The organism is Streptomyces sp. S465 (assembly GCF_026898115.1).
GTDB classification, from domain to species: Bacteria; Actinomycetota; Actinomycetes; order Streptomycetales; family Streptomycetaceae; genus Streptomyces; species Streptomyces luomodiensis.
Map to the genome: position 1 here is coordinate 2,052,673 of NZ_CP114036.1, position 20,193 is coordinate 2,072,865.

The following is a 20,193-nucleotide window of genomic DNA, read 5'->3' on the forward strand; positions in this document are numbered from 1 at the left end:
CGCGACACGTCGGGCTCCGATGCCAGCGCAGCGTCGGCCCCTGAGGGTGTCAATATTCGGATCAGGCTGCTGAGCTGGGCGTTCCCTGACGATGGTGAGGCAATCGGAGTGGCGTGGTGTGGTACTCGTTGAGCAGTCCACCGAGTACCTGGCGGCGCCTGATTGTGCCAGCAGGTAGGGGGATGATGTTCGGGCCGTCGTCCGGGGCTCGTAGGTCCAGGCTGCGGTGGGGCCGTCCCACGTTGTAGTGCTCGGCATACGTGGTGAGGACGGTGCGCAGATGTCGTTCGCCGGTGATCAGGAGTCGGTCGGTGCACTCGGTGCGGGCTGTGCGTATCCATCGTTCGGCGAACGCGTTTGACCGGGAGCTCTGCGGCGGTGTCGGGATGACGGCTGTGTCGTTGCCGGCGAAGACGGCGCCGAATGCCGTGGTGAACTTGCTGTCCCGGTCACGGATGAGGAACCGGAAGCACCCAGCCCTCTCCTCGATGTCACGAGCAAGTTGCGGGCGAGTTGGGTGACCCATGCGCCGGTCGGGTGGGCGGTGACACCCAGGGCGTGCACGCGCCGGGTGGCGATCTCCATGACGAAGAAGACATAGAGACGCTTGAGGAAGACGGTCTCCACGTGCATGAAATCGCAAGCGAGCAGCGTGTGGGCCTGTGAACGGAGGAAGGAGCGCCAGCTCTGCCCGGAGGCGCGCTGCGGTGCGGGCGGCAGACCGGAGCGGCGCAGAACGCGCCGAACCGTGGCGGCGGCGACCCGATGGCCAAGCCGTCGCAGTTCACCCTGGATCCTGACGTATCCCCCAGGTCGGGTTCTCTCTCGCCAGGCGCTGGATGAGCGCGACTGTCTGTTCCGCCAGCGGTGGTCGGCCGGGCCCGACCGCCGTCTGGTGCCACTTCCAGCGCACCAGACGGCGGTGCCAGGTCAACAGTGTGCCCGGCGTGACCAGCCGATGGCGGCGTAAGGCAGGTGGCGGGCGCCGGGCGAGAGCGGAGAGCACGGCACGGTCAGCCCATGAAAGCCGCGGCCGCTCGACCTGTCGACGCAGCACAGCGACCTCATGCCGAAGGACAAGGATCTCGACGTTGTTCGCGGCGGTCGATCGGCCCAGCAGGAGGAGGCAGCCCAGTAGTCGGCAGAAGATCAGGTAGAGCAGTCGCAGACCCACGATCAGGGATCATGCCCATACATAGGCGATCGTAAAGTCCCAGGTCAACCACCGTACGGCAATAAAGACACCCTTCAGGCTTCCTCCGTCTGCTGATCGATGACCCGCCCGTGGCCGGCCAGGAGGGTACCGGCTTCGGTGAGCGTCGCCCCGCGCGGACCACGAAGGACCAGCGACGCCTTCGACTCCCGCTCCGCCCGCGCCACCTGCTGCGTCACCGCCGCGGGTGACAGCCCGAGCGCGTGGGCGGCCGCCGTAAGGGTGCCATGGCGTTCGATCAGCGCGAGCATCCGGAGCTGTCCTGGATCGATCATCGCGCCGCCGTGGGTCAGGAGCTGGAACGCCTCGGCCGCGTCGACCAGTTGGATGCCCGAGCGGTCGCCGACCCAGTCCGGTGGGAGCTCCTCGTCCCTGAGAGCGTATGCCTTGGCCTTGTTCATCGCCACGACACTGGTCGACATGTCGATGACCAGTGGCGAGCCGCCCGACCGGGGAGCGGCGAAGGCCAGGGGGTTCGTGTCCAGCACCGGCGTTGTGCCACCGGTGGCCGAGACCACGGGCGTACGGGTCGTCGAGGTGGCCAGAGCGAGCAGGCCCGCCTCGGCGGCACGTCGTACGTAGTAGCCGGCCGCGCCGAAGTGGTGCGAGTTGCGTACGGCGACCGCGCGCTGGCAGATCCGGGGCGGCCGGGCACAGTCGCAGGGCCCGGCCCGGACGGCATAGACCGCACGCGGGGCCCTCTCCGCGCAGACGGAGATGACCCGTGAGTCGACCATCCAAACGCTCGAGTCCTGCAGCGCTCTCCGCGGCAGTAGGTGATTGACAGACCTCCTCGTTGTGAAGTGGCCCGCCGAATCGGCGGGCCACTTCACTCAGGCGCGGGCTGTCGCTGTTCGCCCTCGCCCGAGAAAAATCCGCTCAGCTCCCCTCGCCCACCCGCCTGCTCAAGACATGTTCGCCTCGGCGGCATCCTCCGCGAATATCAACGTGTGGCGTGACCTACACGGATGAGGTTTCCGGCAAAGGCAACGCTCGTCCGCTTGGCACACTATTTTTCGCCGAGAAACCCCCGCCCACTGTCTCACCACAGCGCTCCAGAGCCAGATACGGCACTCGCACCCTGGGAGTGACCTATCTGCCGGCGGACGCCAAGGGGCTTTGCCTCGCCTTGACGCAGGTCGCTCGCAACGACCAGGACGCCCGCACACGGCCTGCCTGCGAAAACCGACTCAGCGACATCACCGACAGTCCCCCCATCCCTGTCGCATGGGGAGCGCGACTCCGTGCTCCCACCCTGAAAGGAGGCCGGGAGCCGACAAGGGTCCTTATGCCTCTCGATGCAGAGAGCACCTGAATCGATGGGGTGACCGCATGGGCCCACGGTTGACGACGGCAGGTAAGGGCGCGGTACGGCGCTGTTCATCTACCGGATCGGGTGACGGACGAATCGGGCACCGTTGACACGTCTGCGAGTTGGGAGCACGAGGGCTCCCAGAGGGCTCCCCATCGCTCCCAGCCTGGAAACGGTTAAGGCCGTCCCCGCTACCCGCGGAAACGGCCTCCGACCTGCGATGATGCTGGTCGGGACGACAGGATTTGAACCTGCGACCCCTTGACCCCCAGTCAAGTGCGCTACCAAGCTGCGCCACGTCCCGGTGCTCGTTCGGTTTGGGCTTTTCCCTCGCCGACCGCGCATGAAGAACAATACCGCACTTCAGGGGGTGGTCGCTGCCACCGGGGGTGAAGATCGGGAGGCCGACGGGATCACCTGCGGGTTTCACTTACTGCGCGTTGGCGATTACCCATTGTCATCGGCGGCGGTGCCGCCGACCGCCGTGGCCGGCCCAGCGCCGCTACGGGGCGATCGACGAGCGTCTCGCGGGGCGGGGGCTGGGCCCGGCGGCGGCGCGCGGGGGTATCTGCGTTTTTCGGCGCTGAGGTGCGATGTGGTGGTTCAGAGGTGTTTTTCCAGCCAGGTCAGCAGGTCCTGCTGGACCTCGTCCCGGTTGGTCTCGTTGAGGATCTCATGCCGGGCCCCCTGATACCCCTTCCAGCTCAGCTGCCGCGTGCCGCCGTAGCGGAAGTCCTCGAGGAGTTCGTAGACGAGCGTCATCCCCTGGTTGCACGGGTCCTCGGTGCCCACTGCCAGATGCACCGGCAGCGTGGTGGGGATACGGGACTGGTGGCGTGGGTCGTTGATCTTACGGACGCCACGGACCCAGTCCAGGGACAGACCGGCGCTGAACGCGAAGCCGCACCGCTCGTCCGCCGCGTACGCGGCCACCTCCGCCGCGTCGCGCGAGAGCCACTCGAAGCCCGTCTTGAACTCGTACGGATCGTTGAACGAGGCGAAGAGCGTGGGGGTGAAGGTGGACGGGGCGGTCCGGCCCCGTTCCGCGATCTCCTGGCCGATGCGCTCCAGCGCCTCCTCGGTTTCGCTCCCCGGCAGTGAGCGGAAGGTTCCGGAGAGGATCAGCCCGGCCAGCTCCTGGCCGTACTCCTGGGCGCAGTCGCGGGCCAGCATCGAACCCATGCTGTGGCCGAGCAGGAACAACGGGACGCGGGGGTGCGCGGTCCGGGTGCGGTCGCCGACGGTGCGCAGGTCCGAGACGATCGCCCGCCAGCCGTCGCCCTCCTCGCCCACGACGCCGAAGCCGCCCGTCGACTCGGCGGTGGCCCCATGGCCGCGGTGGTCCGAGGCGACCACCGCATAGCCGTGCGCGGCGAGGAAGCGGGCGAACCGGTCGTAGCGCCGGGCGTGTTCGGCGGCGCCGTGGGCGATCTGGACGATCGCGCGCGGGGTGCCGCTCTCCGGCAGCCAGGTGTAGGTCGCGACCTGCACCCCGTCGGGCATGGGCAGGTGGTCGGTGCGGTGGGTGATACCGCCGTCGGGCATGCCTTTTCATCTCCTGGTGCGGGTTGGAGTCCGGGTGAATCGTTGCGGTCGGGAAGCCCACTCTCCCTTCGCTGGAGCCGCAAGCCAAGGGCATCGACGCGGTTCTGTCCTCCGGGGCGTGGGGTGTGTAACGCTCAAACGCTTGGCGTACCACCTGGCAACTCCTGATCCCTGCACATCCCTTGTTCCAGGAGGACCGTTTGGACACGCACAACGCTCCGCTCTCCGCCCATTCCGCTTCCGCCCTGTCGCGGCGGCGTTTTCTCCAGGCCGCCGCCGTGGGCACCGCCGCCACCACGGCCGCACTGCCCTTGGAGTCGGCCACCGCCGCGTCGGGCCGGCCGGTCCCGCTCTCCTTCACCGCCGCCACCAACGGCGCCGCGACCCTCTCTCCCTCCGGCGACCGTCTGATCGCCGAGGTGCAGAACGTCCTGTGGTCGGTCCCCCGTAAGGGCGGCGAGGCCGTCCCGCTCACCCCGCCCGATCTCGAGCCCACCCGGCCGGTCCACTCCCCCGACGGCGAGCTGCTGGCCGTCTGCGCCTACCGGGGCGGCGGATTCCATATCTGGACCCTCCGCCCCGACGGCTCCGGTCTGCGGCAGCGGACGGACGGTCCGTGGGACGACCGGGGTCCGGCCTGGTCGCCGGACGGCACCCGGATCGCCTTCGCCTCCGAGCGCGGCGGCGACCCTGTGGCGGGCAGCCCGTACCGGATCTGGGTGCTGGAGTTGGCCACCGGCGAGCTCACCCGGCTCACGGGGGTGGGCGGCCAGGACGGGCCGCTCCAGGACGGCGCCTGGGAGGACTTCGACCCGGCCTGGTCCCCGGACGGCGAACGGGTGCTGTTCGTGCGCGGTGCGCTCGCCGGGACGGCGCTGGACGCCCGTACGGTCGCCTCCGTACGGGCCGACGGCGCCGGTCCGGTCACGGTCGAGCACACCGACCCCACCACCGGCGGCCAGGTGATGACGCCGTCCCTGTCGGCCGACGGCCACCTCGCCTATCTGCGGACCACGGCCGCTCCCGCCGCCTCCTGCGCGCTGGTCGTGGCCGGGGAGCCGGTGGCGGTCACGGGGGATGCGCAGCCCGTGCCGCCCCGGTGGGTGTCGCGGGAGGAGCTGCTGCTCACCGTCGACGGGCGGTTCCGGGTGTTCCGGGTGTTCCGGGGGGACTCGGTGATACGGGCGGGAGCGGCCGGTGCCGCCGGTAAGGACGCTGCCGATCGGGGCGCCGTCGGAGAGGAACCCGCCGGGGAACGGTCAGCCGGGGAGCGGTCAGCCAGGGAGGAACCCACCGGTGAGCAGCCCGTCGCCGGTAGTCCCGTCCGTAAGGGCCTCGCGTATGAGGAGATCCCCTTCTCCGCCTCCCTCCCGGTCGACCGGCCCCGGTACCGGGTCAAGCGGTACGACGTCGACGGGGGCGGTGTGCGGCCGGTGCGCGGGCTGCATCTGCCCGCGCTCTCCCCCGACGGCCGTAAGGTGGCCTTCGCCGCCCTCAACTCCCTCTGGGTCGCCGATGTCGCCGGCGGCCGCGCCCCGCGCCGGGTCGTCCGGGCCGCCCCCACCCGGTATCTGCTGGCCCCCACCTGGACGCCCGACGGACGTGCCCTGGTGTACGCCGACGACCGCGACGGGCTGCTGGCCGTGCGGCGCCGGGACCTCGCCTCGGGCGAGGAGACTCTGCTGGCCTCCGGCGGCAGGGTGCACCCGGCGCTCGCCCCCGACGGCAAGCGGCTCGCCAGTGTCGACATGTCGGGAAACCTGGTCCTGCGCGATCTCGACGCCGGTACGGAACGGGTGCTCGCCGCGCCGATGGGCGCCGGCGGGCTGCCCGGCCGGCCGAGTTGGTCGCCCGACGGCCGCTATGTCGCCCTGTGCGACCGAAACCGGCTGAACCAGCGGTTCCGCGAGGGCTACAACCTGATCCGGGTGATCGACACCAGCAGCGGTACGGCCAGGCAGTACGCCGTCGCACCGCACACCTCCCTCTCCGACCGCTATGACTCCGGACCGGTCTGGTCCCCCGATGGCCGCCATATGGCGCTCATCGTCGAGTCCGCCCTGTGGCTGCTGCCGGTCAGCGCCGACGGCACCCCCGACGGGACGCCGCGCCGGGTGACCGACGAGGCCGCCGACCACCCCTCCTGGTCCGGGGACTCCCGCCACGTCCTGTATCTGTCGGCTGGGCGGCTGCGGCTGCTGGACGTCGCGAGCGGCACCGCCCGGACGGTCCGCGTCCCGCTGGACCACCGACGACCGAGCCCCGCGGACACCGTCGTCCACGCCGGACGGTTCTGGGACGGCACGGGAGGCGACGGCACGGGAGGTGACGGCGGCGGCGGTCGTGACGGCCGTAAGGGCGGCACGGTCCGCGAGGACGTGGACATCGTGGTACGCGGCGGACGCATCGCGGCCGTGACGGCGCACCGGGCCGGGCGGCCCGCGAAGCGGCGCGTGGACGCCTCCGGCCACACCGTCGTCCCGGGGCTGTGGGACGCCCATACGCATCCCTGGCAGTACACCTACGGCGGCCGTCAGACCGCCCTCCAGCTCGCCTACGGCATCACCACCGCGGTCTCCCTCGGCGGCTTCGCCTATGAGCAGGCGCGGCTCAGGGAGGCCGTCGCGGCGGGGGCTCTGGCCGGGCCTCGGCTGCTGACCACCGGCGAGCTGCTGGACGGACCGCGCGTCGCGTACAGCATGGGCCGGGCGCATCGCACCCGGGACGGTCTGCGGCGCTCCCTGGAGCGCGGTGCCGCCCTCGACTGGGACTTCGTCAAGACGTACGTCCGCGCACCGGGGTGGATCATGGAGGAGGCGGCCCGGTTCGCGCACGAGCGGCTCGGTGTGCGTACCGGCAGCCATCTGTGCTCACCGGGCATACAGCTCGGACAGGACCTGACGACCCATCTTCAGGCCACCCAGCGGCTGGAGTACGGCCACGCCACGACGGCCACCGGGCACTCCCGCCAGGATGTGACGGAGATCTACACCGCGACCTCCGACTTCCGGCTCATCGCCACGCCGTTCACGGCCGCGCCCCTGGTCGGGGCGGACCCCTCGCTGGCCGAGGACGACCGGGTCACCCGGCTGATGCCGCCCTGGGACACCGCGTTCGTGCGGCAGCTCGCCGGGACGCCCCCGACCGAGGCGCAGCTGACCACGCTGCGCACCGAGGTCGGGGTCTACCGGAGCGTGCTCGCCGGGGGCGGGGTGGTCGCCCTGGGGACGGACCAGCCGCTGGTGCCGGTGGGTCTCCATCTGCATCTGGCCCTGCGCGCCCTGCACCGGTTCGGGCTGTCGCCGCAGGAGGCGCTGCGCACGGCGACCGTCCTGCCGGCGCGGGCCTTCGGCGCCGACCGCGACCTGGGGACCCTGGAGGTCGGGAAGCTGGCCGATCTGACGGTGGTGGACGGCGATCCCTTCACGGACTTCGACACGCTGGTACGGACGGTGTCGGTGCTGCGGGGCGGGGTGCCGTACGAGCGGCGCGAGCTGGTCGGGTCCTTCCCGGGGGCCGGTGCCACGGCGGCACCGCACGGGAGGCCGGCGGAGGAGTGGCTGGAGGTGGGGCGGCGGCTGCGGCGCGATTCGTGCTGCGCGGTGGAGGGCTGATGAAGCGTTGGTGGAGCACCCCGCCGGGGCCGCTGGTGACGGCGTGCGGCCGTCGCACCTCACCGCGCCGCCGACAGCGCGGCCGTCAGGACGGCGGGGGCCTCGGCCAGCGAAGGGCCGTACCAGGTGAGGTGGCGGCCGCTGACCAGGGCCGCCGGGAGACCGGGGAACGCCTCGGGGCCGTCGTCGGCGGTGAAGCGGTACGGCTCGTCGGGCAGCACCACCAGATCCGCGTCCCGCGCCGTCAGCTCCTGGATCGGGACGCGGGGGTAGCGCTCGGGATGCGCGCTGTAGAGGTGCCGGACGCCCAGCCGGGCCAGGACGTCACCGGCGAAGGTGTCCCGGCCCAGCACCATCCACGGCCGCCGCCACACCGGTACGACCGCGTGCCGCGCCGGGCCCGGGGCCCGTACGTCCGCCCAGGCAGCCTCGGCCGCGTCCAGCCAGCCGGGCCGGTCCAGTCCGCAGCCGCGCACCAGGACCCGGGCCAGCTCGGTGAACGCCTGCTCCAGCGTGCGCACTTCGGTCACCAGGACCTCGAGACCCGCGGCGCGCAGCGCGGCCAGGTCGGACGGGCGGTTCTCCTCCTCGTTGGCGATCACGAGGTCCGGTGCGAGGGCGGCGATCCGGGCGGTGTCGGGGTTCTTGGTGCCGCCGATCCGCTCCGCGGCCAGGCCGGGCGGATGCGTGCACCAGTCGGTCACCCCGGTCAGCAGCTCGGGCGCGGTGGCGGCGACGGCCTCGGTGAGCGAGGGCACGAGGGACACCACGCGCCGTACGGGGGTGCGGGGGCTCATCGCTCCACCGTACGACGCGGCGGCCCTCGGCTCACCGGGACAGCGGGACACCGTCAACCGCCGGACCGGTCCACGCCGCCTCGGGCGGCACCGGCCCGCACCACCACGTACGGCGCCGCGGCCCGGAGCGGGTGCTCCGGGCCGCGGCGCCGTACGTACGTGGTGATGCGGTGGGTCAGGACACCACCGGGTGGATCAGGACGCCACCGGGTGGATCAGGATGCCACCGGCGCCATCTTGTCGACGATGCCGGGGTGGGCGTCCATCCACTTCTGGACACCCTTCTCCTCATTGCCCTTACCGGCCTCCTGGACGGCCTGTTCCAGACTCGCCAGCTCCTGGTTGGTCATGTGCCACTTCTTCAGCCACCCGTAGAACTCCGGGTACTTCTTCGGGAAGGACTTGTGGCCGAGCGAACGGATCTCGTTGTTGGCCCCGAACGCCTTCTTCGGGTCGGCGAGCCTGGTGATCTGGTACTTGCTGTACGCCCAGTGCGGGGTCCACAGGACAACCGCGACCGGCTCGTGCTTGGCGTACGAGCGCTCCAGCTGCGCGAGCATGGCCGGCGAGGAGCCGTCGCTGACCTTGTACTCCTTGTCCAGGCCGTACGCCGGCAGCACCTTGTTCTTGAGCATCTTCATCTGACCGGTGCCCGGTTCGATGCCGATGATCCTCCCCTTGAAGGTGGACCCCTTGCCCTTCAGATCCGCCAGGGACTTCACGTCCTTGACATAGGACGGCACGGCGATATCGAGAGAGGTTTTGTCGTACCAGGGACCAATATCGACCAGATTCTCCTTGTACTTGTCCCAGTACTGTTTCTGGCCGACCGGCAGCCAGGCGTCGAATTCCACGTCGACCTGCCCGCTGCTCATCCCGGTGAACATGGAGCCGACGTCGTACTGCTTGATCGACGGCTTGTAGCCGCGCCGCTCCAGGACGTTCTTCCACAGGTAGGTGGTGGCGACGTCCTCGTCCCAGGGAAAGTAGCCGATCTGGGGCGCGGCTCCGGCGTCCTTGCCCTTCTGCTCGGCGCCGGGCACCGGGGCGAGCTTGTTGAGCATGCCGGGGTTCTTCTTGAGCCAGGCGCGCACGCCCTCCTGCTCCTTGCCCTTACCGGCGTCCTGGATCGCGGACTCCAGGCTGGTGAGCTGCTCCTCGCTCAGCTTGAAGTTCTTCATCCACTGGGCGACCTGCGGGTTCTCCTTGGAGAAGCCCTTGCGCGCGATGGTGTCGATGTGGTCGCCCTTGCCGAAGGCGCCCTTGGTGTCCTTCAGCTTGGTGAGCTTGTACTTGTCGTACGCCCAGTGCGGGGACCACAGGGTGACCGCGATCGGCTCCTGCTTGGCGTAGGAGCGGTCCAGCTGGGAGAGCATGGCCGCGGTGGAGCCCTTGACCAGGGTGAAGTTCTTGTCCAGGCCGTAGGCCGGCATGACCTTGTCCTGCATCAGCTTCATCTCACCGGCGCCGGGCTCGATGCCGATGATCTTCCCCTTGAAGGTGGACGACTTCTTCTCGAGGTCGTCCAGGGTCTTCACGCCCTTGACGTACGAGGGCACCGCGACCTCCAGGGAGGTGGGGCCGTACCAGGAGCCGAGGTTCTCCAGCTTGCTCTTGTACTTGGACCAGTACGCGGCGTGGGTGGCCGGCAGCCAGCCGTCGGTCTGCAGGTCGATGTTGCCGGCGGCCATACCGGTCCACAGCGCGCCGACGTCGTAGGACTGCACCTTCGGCTTGAAGCCGCGCTGCTCCAGGAGCTCCTTCCACAGGAAGGTGGAGGCGACGCCCTCGTCCCAGTTGATGTAGCCGAGGTTGACCGACTGGCCCTTGCCGACGTTGGCGGAGACCTTGGCGCCGTCCTCGTCGCCGGAGAAGATCTGCATCCCGCCGGCGACCAGCGCCAGGACGACGACGCCGACCATGGCGACGGAGGTCGCGGGGCGCCAGCGCAGCACCTTGAGGCCGCTGACCGCCCTGGCCTGCTCCTTGGCCAGCGCACGGCGGGCCAGCGGGGAGACGCGCTGATTGAGCGCGCTGGTCATCCGGTCCAGGTACATGGCCAGGATGACCACCGCGATACCGCCCTCGAAGCCCATGGCGACGTCGACGGAGCTGATCGCCTGGAAGACGGTGGAGCCCAGGCCCTCGGCGCCGACCATGCCGGCGATGACGACCATGGACAGCGCCAGCATGATCACCTGGTTGACGCCCGCCATGATGGTGGGCAGGGCCAGCGGCAGCTGGACGCGCAGCAGGGTGCGGCGCGGATGGGTGCCGAAGGCGTCGGCCGCCTCGACCAGCTCCGCGTCCACCTGGCGGATACCCAGTTCCGTCATGCGGACGCCCGGGGGCATCGAGAAGATGACGGTGGCGACGACGCCGGGGACCACCCCGAGGCCGAAGAAGAAGATGCCGGGGATCAGGTAGACGAAGGCGGGCATCGTCTGCATGAAGTCCAGCACCGGGCGGATCACGGCGCTCACCGCGCGGTTGCGCGAGGCCCAGATGCCCAGCGGCACCGCGAGCACGATGGTGATCACACCGGCGACCAGCACCAGTGCGAGCGTGTTCATTGCCTCGCCCCACAACTCGATCGAGTCGATGACCGCGAATCCCACGAAGGCGAGCACGGCGGGCAGCAGCCCGCGCAGCCACCAGGCGAGCAGCGCGAGGATGCCCGCGAGCAGCAGCGGCTCGGGGGCGCTGAGCACGCTGTTCACCGCGTCGTACATGCCCTGGACGACGGTGGAGACGAAGTCGAAGAGCCAGCTCAGATTGTCTCGGAGCCAGTTGACGCCGGAGTTGATCCAGTCGCCGAGCTGAAGCCTAGGCACCGGTGATCACCTTCTTCGCGGCCTGGGGCACGTCCGGCCCGCCGCCACCCGGTGGCATCACCCCGTCGGGTCCGGTGTCCGGATCGCCGAGGACGGCGAGCAGCCGGGCGCGGGTGACCACGCCCACGAGCCCGCCGTCGTCGCCCGTGACGGCGACCGCGACGCCGCTGCGCGAGCAGGGCCCGAACAGCTCGATGATCGGGGTGTCCGTGGTGACGGTGGCGGGGGCGGCCGCCAGCACGTCCTGCTCGGTACGGAGCGCGGTGCCGTCGTCGGTCTCGGTGCCCAGCACCTCACTCGACTCGGCCATGATCGCGCCGGCGGTGAGCACCCGGCTGCGGTCGACGTCCTGGGTGAAGGAGGCGACGTAGTCGTTGGCCGGAGTGACCAGGATGTCCTCGGCGGTGCCTATCTGGACGATCCGGCCGTCGCGCATCACGGCGATGTGGTCGCCGAGCCGCATGGCCTCGTTCAGATCGTGGGTGATGAAGACGATGGTCTTCTTGAGCCGCTTCTGGAGCTGGAGCAGCTGGTCCTGCATATCGCGGCGGATCAGCGGGTCGAGGGCGCTGAAGGACTCGTCCATCAGCAGCAGATCGGCGTCGGTGGCCAGCGCGCGGGCGAGGCCGACGCGCTGCTGCATACCGCCGGAGAGCTCATCGGGCCAGGACTTCTCCCAGCCCGCCAGGCCCACCAGCTCCAGCGCCTCGGTGGCGCGCCGGATGCGCTCCTCGCGGGGCACGCCCTGCACCTCGAGGCCGTACGCGGCGTTCTCCAGCACGCTGCGGTGCGGGAAGAGGGCGAAGTGCTGGAAGACCATGCTGATCTTGTGGGAGCGCACCTGGCGCAGGTCCCTGGGGCTGAGTGCGGTCAGGTCGTCGTCGTCGAAGAGGACGCGTCCCGCGGTCGGCTCCAGCAGCCCGTTCAGCATGCGCAGCAGGGTGGACTTACCGGATCCGGACAGGCCCATGACGACGAAGATCTGGCCCTCGTCAACGGCGAAAGAGGCGTCGATGACCGCTGCTGTCGTACCGTTCGCGCGAAGCTCGTCGCGGTCCGCGCCGCCCTCGAGCTTCGACACCGCCTCGTCAGATCTTCTGCCGAATACCTTGTACAGGCCCTCGGCTCGCAGTTTGGCCACGTGTACCTCTCAGATAGCACCAAAAAACGACCCGCCACCCCCGCCGGCGGGTCGTGGAGCGGTGCGGTATCGGACCGCGGGCCGCCGCAATAGTTGAATTACTGAACGGGTCCGCTCCGGACGCGCGCCTGCCCCGATCGCTATGGCGCAAACCAAACAGTGACCCAGTTCACATTATCGCTCTATTGCCGTCAGTGCGGTAAGGCATGATCGGGGACGTGACGCGACGCCTGATGCTCCTCGACACCGCCTCCCTCTACTTCCGGGCCTACTTCGGTGTGCCGGATTCGGTCCGGGCCCCCGACGGCACCCCGGTGAACGCCGTGCGCGGGCTGCTCGACTTCATCGCCCGGCTGGTCCAGGACCACCGCCCGGACGACCTGGTGGCCTGCATGGACTTCGACTGGCGCCCGGCCTGGCGGGTCGAGCTGATCCCCACGTACAAGGCCCACCGGGTCGCCGAGGAGGCCCCGGCGGGGGCCGGGGTGGACGTGGAGGAGGTGCCGGACACGCTCTCCCCGCAGGTCCCGGTGATCGACGAGGTGCTCGACGCGGTCGGCATCGCCCGGGTGGGCGCCGCGGGCTACGAGGCCGACGATGTGATCGGCACGCTCACCGGACGGGCGGCCGGTCCGGTCGACATCGTCACCGGCGACCGCGACCTGTTCCAGCTGGTGGACGACGAGCGCGGGGTGCGGGTGCTCTACCCCGTCAAGGGCGTGGGCACCCTGCTCCTGGTCGACGAGTCCTACGTGCGCGAGAAGTACGGGGTGGCCGGCTCGGGGTACGCGGATCTGGCGCTGCTGCGCGGCGACCCCAGCGACGGACTGCCGGGCGTGCCCGGGATCGGCGAGAAGACCGCCGCCAAGCTGCTGGCCGCCCATGGCGATCTGGCCGGGATCATGGCCGCCGTCGACGATCCCACCGCCAAGCTGACCCCCACCCAGCGCAAGCGGCTGGCCGAGGCGCGGGCGTATGTCGAGGTCGCTCCGAGGGTGGTGCGGGTCGCCCCGGACGTGGCCCTGCCGGCCTTCGACCCGGCGCTGCCGCGGTCCCCGCGCGACCCCGGGGCCGTGGCGGCGCTGGCGGAGCGCTGGGGCTTGGGCGGATCTTTGCGCAGACTTCTTTCCACCCTCGAGGGATGAGCTGTTAGGTTAGGTAACCCTAACTCTTTTTGATCAGGGAGGCCGCTATGGCAGACCGTCCGGCCCGCAGGACGCGCACGCCGCACCGCGCACAGGTGGTGCGCACCGACCGGCTCACCCCGCATATGGTGCGGGTCGTCCTGGGCGGCGACGGCCTCGCCGAGTTCCACGCGGGCGAGTGGACCGACCACTACATCAAGCTGCTCTTCCCGTCCGGGGGCGCCACCTACCCCGAGCCGTTCGACCTGGAGAAGATCCGCGCCGACTTCCCCCGCGACCAGTGGCCGGTCACCCGTACGTACACGGTACGGGCCTGGGATCCGGCGGCCCGCGAGCTGACCGTGGACTTCGTGACCCACGGCGACCAGGGGCTCGCCGGACCGTGGGCCGCCCGGGTCCAGCCGGGCGAGGAGATCTACTTCATGGGGCCGGGCGGCGCCTACGCCCCCAGCGCCGAGGCCGACTGGCATCTGCTCGCGGGCGACGAGAGCGCGCTGCCCGCCATCGCCACCGCACTGGAGCGGCTCACCGCCACCGCGCCCGGTACGGACGGCGCGACCCAGCCGCCGGTGCACGTCTTCATCGAGGTCGCGGACGAGAAGGACGAGCTGAAGCTCACCGTGCCGGACGGAGCCGAGGTGAGCTGGCTGCACCGGGGCGGCGCACCGGTCGGCGAGGCGCTGGTGGCGGCCGTCCAGGGGCTGGAGTTCCCGGCCGGCCAGGTGCACGCCTTCGTCCACGGCGAGGCGGGCTTCGTGAAGGAGATCCGCCGCCATCTGCGCGTCGAGCGACAGATCCCGCGCGAGTGGCTGTCCATCTCCGGCTACTGGCGGCGCGGCCATGACGAGGACGGCTGGCAGGCGTCGAAGCGGGAGTGGAACCGGCAGGTCGAGGCCGAGCAGGAGGGGGCGGGCTCCGACGAGGCCGCGGCGTAGCACACCGCGCCGGCGCTGACGCGTACGACGGGCGGGTGGACTGCTGATGGCGTCCACCCGCCCTTTTGCGTCCCCACGCACCTACGCACCCACTGGGCCACGCGCCCACCCGCGCACTCGCACGCTCGCGCGTTCGCGGCCCCGAGGAGCGCACAACGGTAGGTATTACGGCGCCCAGAGTTTTTAACCCTACTTACACATAAGCCCCTCGATGCACCAATTGCACCTGTCGCATCCTTCACCCGATCGCTTAAATCGGTGACAGCGAGATTGACGGCGCCCCGTGCTCTGGCGCCGAGTCGCTTCCCATCGAACGACCCGCCCCCAGGTGCCGGCCCCGAGGCAACGGGTCTTTCACGCGCCCTTCCCCGCCCCCGCCGGGGCCTCCCACGCGGTCGCGGGCCGCCTCAGCCATCGGCTCGCCGCCCGTGCGCATCCCCGGCGGAGCGGTACGACCGAAGGAGAACGATCATGGCAACCATCACTTCGCTGGTGGATACGACGACCACCACCAACCAGGGCAAGCCCGGGGACACCGTCCAGATCAACGGCACCGCCATGGCCACCACGACGAGGGTCAACTTCGGTTCGGCGGCGGTCACCCCGGCGTCCGTCACCGCCACCCAGGTCACCTTCGTCGTGCCCAATTCGGCGCCGTGTTCCGGCCAGGTCTCGGTCAGCGTCACCAGCAGCGCCGGCGCCACCAGCAACGCCCTGCCGTTCTTCGTCATCGCCTCGCCGACGACCACGGCGCTGAGCGTCGGCTGCGTCCCGGCCGCCACCGGTGGCGCGGTGACACTGTTCGGCACCAACTTCCTGACCGGAACACAAGTCGGAGTCGGCACCGTCGGCAATGTGGCGGTCACCCCCACCCAGTCCACCCAGGTCGCCTTCACCGCACCGGCCAACCCGGGCCAGGTCGGCACGGTGTCGACCCAACCGGTGACCATCACCACCGCCGGCGGAACCAGCCCATCGGGCACCACTCTGATCGACTACTACCTCGCCCCCGCCATCACCACGGTGGCGCCCACGACCGGCACGGCGGGAGACACCATCACCATCACCGGAACCGGCTTCGTGAACGTCGCGAACGTCACCTTCACCGACAGCGCGGCCGCCACCGCCACCGCGGTCTTCACACCCATCAGTGACACCCAGCTCGTCGCCACCGTGCCCGCCGGACTCGCCCTCGGCGCCGGGACCATCACGGTCGCCACCTGCGGCGGCACCTCCAACGCCGTGGCCTTCACCGTTACCTGACCGTCCGGGACGACCGGGCACCGACGGTACGCACGACCACCGAGTCGCCGCCGTCCGCGTCGTGTGACGCGGACGGCGGCGGCGCCCCGCGCCCTGGCCGACGATCGCCGGCCGGGGCGCGGCCGTCCCAGGCGGTACGAGAAGGAGAAGAGCATCATGGCCCCCGTAGTGACCAGCATCAGTCCCACCCAAGGTGCTCCAGCAGGGGGCACCTTCGTCACCCTCACCGGCTCCGGTTTCACCGGCGCCACCGCGGTCAGGTTCGGTCCCAACCTGGCCACCGACGTGGTGGTCGTGAGCGCCGCGCAGATCACGGCCAGGACGCCCGCGGGGAGCGGCACGGTGAAGGTCACGGTCACCGGGCCGACGGGGACCAGCACCCAGAACGTGTTCTTCACCTATACGACAGTGGCGGCCCCGGTCCTCACCTCGCTCAGCCCGACTTCGGGCCCCACCACGGGGGGCAACACGGTCACCCTCACCGGCACCAACCTGGCCGGGGCGACCCAAGTCCTCTTCGGCCCCAACCCCGCCACCATCCTCACCAACACCCCCACCCAAATCACCGTCACCGCCCCCGCCGGACCACCATCCTCAGTCAACGTCACCGTCACCACCCCCAGCGGCACCAGCAACCCCCTCCCCTACACCTACACCCCCACCCCCACACCCACCCTCACCACCCTCAACCCCACCTCAGGCCCCACCACCGGCGGCAACACCGTCACCCTCACCGGCACCAACCTCACCGGCGCCACCTCGGTGACGTTCGGGCTGAACCCGGCGACGATCCTCACCAATTCAGGCACCCAGATCACCGTCAGCGCGCCCGCCGGGCCACCGTCCTCGGTCAACGTCACCGTCACCACCCCAGGCGGCACCAGCAATCCGCTGCCGTACTTCTACATCGCCGCCCCAACCGTCAGCGATCTGTCGCCGCATTTCGGCCCGGCCGCCGGGGCCAACACCGTCACCGTCTTCGGCAGCAATCTGACCCTCACCAGCGCGGTGAGCTTCGGGGCGAATCAGGCCACCGCCATCACCGTGGTCTCCGACAGCCAGTTGACCGCGACCGCGCCGGCCGGGTCGGGCACGGTCGTCGTCACCGTCACCACCCCGGGCGGCACCAGCACGGCGGCCACCGGGAATCCGTACTACACCTATCTCGGGGCACCCATCCTGACCAGCCTCAATCCCGCCCATGGCTCGGACTTGGGGGGCGACTCCATCGTGCTGGTCGGCAGCAATCTCACCTACACCGACGCGGTGACCTTCGGCGGGGTCCCGGCCTCGTTCTCGGCGATCTCCGACACCCAGGTCGTCGCGACCTCCCCGCCCGGGGCGCCCGGCACGGTGAACGTGGTGGCCCACACCCCGGCCGGGAACAGCAACGCCCTGCCCTACGTCTACGACCCCGCCTGATGGGCGGGACCGCCCGTCAGCCGGTCCCGCCCGTCAGCCGTCAGCCGTCAGCCGTCAGCCGACCGAGGAGTACGCCACGACCCCGCGCAGCAGCCCGTCCACCGCACGGCGGGCGTTGCGTGCCACCGTGCCCTCCGGGGCCGCCGCGGCGATCTGGCCGAGCACATCGATCAGCTGCTTGGTCCAGCGCACGAAGTCACCGGCGGGCATGTCGATTTCCCGCAGCACCTCATCGAGCCCGTGTCCGGACGCCCAGCGGTAGGCGGCCCAGGCGAACCCCAGATCCGGCTCACGCTGGCCGACGCCCTCCGTCTGGTTGATCCGGTGATCCTCCTCCAGGGCGTCCAGCCGCCCCCAGATGCGGACCATCTCGCCGAGCGCGTCCTTGGCCCGGCCGGCGGGCAGCTTGGGCGGAAGCGCGTCATCGGCCGACCGCGCCTCGTAGACGAGCGCGGAGGCACAGGCCGCGAGCTCCGCGGGGGCCAGCCCCTCCCAGACGCTCTCCCGCAGGCACTCGCTGGCCAGCAGGTCCAGCTCGCCGTACAGCCGCGCCAGCCGCTTGCCCTCGTCCGTGACCTCGTCGCCGCGCAGATAGTCCAGCTCGGTCAGCAGGGAGCAGATCCGGTCGAAGGTGCGGGCGATGGTGTTCGTACGGCCCTCGATGCGCCGCTCCAGCTGCCGGGTGTCGCGCAGCAGCCGGTGGTAGCGCTCGCCCCAGCGGGCGTGGTCCTCGCGGTCGGCACAGCCGTGGCAGGGGTGGGCGCGGATGGCCCGGCGCAGCCGGCTGATCTCGGCGTCGTCGGCCGCGGGCGAGCGCTCCTTGCGGTGGCGCCGCATCTCGTGGTGACCGGCCTTGGTGCGCAGCGCGGAGGCCAGATCGCGGCGGGACTGCGGGCTGCGCGGATTGAACGACTTGGGGATGCGCATCCGGTCCAGCGGCTCGACCGGGACCGGGAAGTCGATCGCCGCCAGCCGCTTGACCTGCCGCTCGGCGGTGAGCACCAGGGGCCGTGGCCCGTCGTGGTACTCCATGCCGCGGTGGCCACCCACCCGCCCGGCGGACAGCCCGGGGTCCAGCACCAGCGCGAGGCCGGCGAACTTGCCGGTGGGGACATGGATGACATCGCCGGGGCGGAGCTTCTCCAGGGCGACCGCGGCGGCCGCGCGCCGCTGGGCCGCGCCCTGCCGGGCCAGCTCGGTCTCGCGGTCCTTGAGCTCGCGGCGCAGCCGGGCGTACTCGTCGAAGTCGCCGAGATGGCAGGTCATGGATTCGCGGTAGCCGGCCAGCCCCTCCTCGTTGCGCTGCACCTGCCGGGAGATCCCGACGACCGCCTTGTCGGCCTGGAACTGCGCGAAGGAGGTTTCCAGCAACTCGCGCGAGCGGTGCCGGCCGAACTGGGAGACGAGGTTGACCGCCATGTTGTACGACGGTTTGAAGGAGGAGCGCAGCGGATACGTCCGGGTGCCGGCCAGCCCGGCGAGCGCGGCGGGGTCCATGGCACGCTGCCACAACACCACCGCATGGCCCTCGACATCGATACCGCGCCGCCCGGCCCGGCCGGTCAACTGGGTGTACTCACCGGGGGTGATGTCGACGTGCTGCTCGCCGTTCCACTTGACGAGCTTCTCCAACACCACCGAGCGGGCGGGCATGTTGATGCCGAGGGCGAGGGTCTCGGTGGCGAACACCGCCTTGACCAGGCCGCGGACGAAAAGCTCCTCGACGACTTCCTTGAAGGTGGGGAGCATTCCGGCGTGGTGGGCCGCGATGCCCCGCTCCAGGCCCTCCAGGAATTCGAAGTACCCCAGCACATGGAGGTCTTCGTCGGGGATGCCGGCGGTGCGCTCCTCGACGAGGGCCCGCACCTGGCCGCGCGCCGCCTCGTCGTTGAGCCGCAGCCCCGCGTGGAGACACTGCTGGACGGCGGCTTCGCAGCCGGCCCGGCTGAAGATGAAGGTGATGGCCGGAAGCAGCCCCTCGGCGTCGAGCCGGTCGATGACCTCGGGCCGGCCGGGGGTCCAGATCCGGCTGCGCTGACGGCGCTCGCGCTCCCGGTCGGCCTCCCGCATGGTGCGGCCGCGGCGCTTGTCGCGGCCGAAGCTGGGGCGGCTGTTCTCCATCCGGGCCAGCCGGACCAGATCGGGGTTAACCTCGCGGCGTCCGCCCTGGTCGCCGTCGCGGCCGCTCTTCTCCTCGAACAGGTCGTACATCCGGCGCCCGGCGAGGACGTGCTGCCACAGCGGCACCGGGCGGTGCTCGGAGACGATGACCTCGGTGTCGCCACGGACGGTGTCGAGCCAGTCTCCGAACTCCTCGGCGTTGGAGACGGTCGCGGAGAGTGACACCAGCGTCACCGACTCGGGGAGGTGGATGATGACCTCTTCCCAGACGGCGCCGCGGAACCGGTCGGAGAGGTAGTGGACCTCGTCCATCACCACATGGCCGAGGCCGAGCAGTGACTGGGAGCCGGCATAGAGCATGTTCCGCAGCACCTCGGTGGTCATGACGACCACCGGGGCATCGGAATTGACGCTGTTGTCCCCGGTGAGCAGGCCGACCCGGTCGGCGCCGTAGCGTTTCACCAGGTCGGTGTACTTCTGGTTGGACAGCGCCTTGATGGGCGTGGTGTAGAAGCACTTGCGGCCCTGGGTCAGCGCCAGGTGGACGGCGAACTCGCCCACGATGGTCTTGCCGGAGCCGGTGGGAGCGGCCACCAGCACGCCCTTGCCGGCCTCCAGGGCCTTGCACGCCTCGATCTGGAAGGGGTCCAGCTCGAAGTCGTACATCTCGCGGAAGGGGGCCAGCGCGGTGGCCTGCTCGGCGGCCCGGACGCGGGACGCCGCATAGCGCTCGGCGGGAGATAGCTCGTCGGTCATCGTATCTACGAGCCTACCGGCCGCCTCCGACAGCGCACGCGATCTTTATCGGGGCTTTGTTCGGGCCACCGGGTGGGCCACCGGGCCGCCCACCG

11 protein-coding genes, 1 tRNA gene and 1 pseudogene are annotated in these 20,193 nt (G+C 70.6%); 5 read left to right on the forward strand and 8 right to left on the reverse strand.

What is annotated here, in order from left to right:
- Nucleotides 1-61 precede the first annotated feature (61 nt).
- The 4 genes and pseudogenes from N6H00_RS40135 to N6H00_RS08785 form a co-directional block, all read right to left on the reverse strand.
- Nucleotides 62-1,174 (reverse strand): annotated as a pseudogene (locus N6H00_RS40135) (integrase core domain-containing protein).
- 74 nt (nucleotides 1,175-1,248) lie between these two features.
- A complete protein-coding gene (locus N6H00_RS08775; RefSeq protein WP_268971021.1) occupies nucleotides 1,249-1,950 on the reverse strand; it encodes an Ldh family oxidoreductase in 702 nt (233 codons plus the stop codon).
- An 802-nt stretch (nucleotides 1,951-2,752) separates the two neighbouring features.
- Nucleotides 2,753-2,829, reverse strand: a tRNA-Pro gene (locus N6H00_RS08780).
- Nucleotides 2,830-3,128: 299 nt separating this feature from the next.
- Nucleotides 3,129-4,070, reverse strand: coding sequence for an alpha/beta hydrolase (locus N6H00_RS08785; protein ID WP_268971022.1), 942 nt, complete (start codon nucleotides 4,068-4,070; stop codon nucleotides 3,129-3,131).
- A 200-nt stretch (nucleotides 4,071-4,270) separates the two neighbouring features.
- Here N6H00_RS08785 and N6H00_RS08790 point away from each other — a divergent pair, with 200 nt between their 5' ends.
- Nucleotides 4,271-7,684 carry an amidohydrolase family protein gene (locus N6H00_RS08790; RefSeq protein WP_268971023.1) on the forward strand — a complete coding sequence of 1,138 codons (3,414 nt, stop codon included), beginning with the start codon at nucleotides 4,271-4,273 and terminating at the stop codon, nucleotides 7,682-7,684.
- A 59-nt stretch (nucleotides 7,685-7,743) separates the two neighbouring features.
- Here N6H00_RS08790 and N6H00_RS08795 read toward each other — a convergent pair whose 3' ends face one another.
- The 3 genes from N6H00_RS08795 to N6H00_RS08805 all read right to left on the reverse strand — a co-directional run bounded on the left by N6H00_RS08795 (nucleotide 7,744) and on the right by N6H00_RS08805 (nucleotide 12,456).
- Nucleotides 7,744-8,481 (reverse strand): helical backbone metal receptor, encoded by a 738-nt coding sequence (locus N6H00_RS08795; protein ID WP_268971024.1) that lies wholly within the window; start codon nucleotides 8,479-8,481, stop codon nucleotides 7,744-7,746.
- A 215-nt stretch (nucleotides 8,482-8,696) separates the two neighbouring features.
- Nucleotides 8,697-11,315 carry an ABC transporter permease/substrate binding protein gene (locus N6H00_RS08800; RefSeq protein ID WP_268971025.1) on the reverse strand — a complete coding sequence of 873 codons (2,619 nt, stop codon included), beginning with the start codon at nucleotides 11,313-11,315 and terminating at the stop codon, nucleotides 8,697-8,699.
- On the reverse strand, nucleotides 11,308-12,456 hold the full coding sequence (locus N6H00_RS08805) for a quaternary amine ABC transporter ATP-binding protein (RefSeq protein WP_268971026.1): 1,149 nt from the start codon (nucleotides 12,454-12,456) through the stop codon (nucleotides 11,308-11,310). Before N6H00_RS08805 ends, N6H00_RS08800 begins: the two co-directional genes overlap by 8 nt.
- Nucleotides 12,457-12,689: 233 nt before the next feature.
- Here N6H00_RS08805 and N6H00_RS08810 point away from each other — a divergent pair, with 233 nt between their 5' ends.
- From N6H00_RS08810 to N6H00_RS08825, 4 genes are all read left to right on the forward strand, one after another.
- Nucleotides 12,690-13,601, forward strand: coding sequence for a 5'-3' exonuclease (locus tag N6H00_RS08810; RefSeq protein ID WP_268976882.1), 912 nt, complete (start codon nucleotides 12,690-12,692; stop codon nucleotides 13,599-13,601).
- Between the two features lie 47 nt (nucleotides 13,602-13,648).
- The gene (locus N6H00_RS08815) at nucleotides 13,649-14,536 is read left to right on the forward strand and encodes a siderophore-interacting protein (RefSeq protein ID WP_268971027.1); all 888 of its coding nucleotides are present in this window, start codon (nucleotides 13,649-13,651) and stop codon (nucleotides 14,534-14,536) included.
- A 471-nt stretch (nucleotides 14,537-15,007) separates the two neighbouring features.
- Entirely contained in the window at nucleotides 15,008-15,799 is a 792-nt protein-coding gene (locus tag N6H00_RS08820; RefSeq protein ID WP_268971028.1) for an IPT/TIG domain-containing protein, read from the forward strand.
- 156 nt (nucleotides 15,800-15,955) lie between these two features.
- Nucleotides 15,956-17,221 carry an IPT/TIG domain-containing protein gene (locus N6H00_RS08825; protein WP_268971029.1) on the forward strand — a complete coding sequence of 422 codons (1,266 nt, stop codon included), beginning with the start codon at nucleotides 15,956-15,958 and terminating at the stop codon, nucleotides 17,219-17,221.
- A gap of 54 nt (nucleotides 17,222-17,275) precedes the next feature.
- Here the strand turns inward: N6H00_RS08825 and N6H00_RS08830 are convergent, their stop codons facing one another.
- Complete coding sequence (locus N6H00_RS08830) at nucleotides 17,276-20,098, reverse strand: DEAD/DEAH box helicase (RefSeq protein WP_268971030.1); 2,823 nt, start codon at nucleotides 20,096-20,098, stop codon at nucleotides 17,276-17,278.
- Nucleotides 20,099-20,193: the final 95 nt, after the last annotated feature.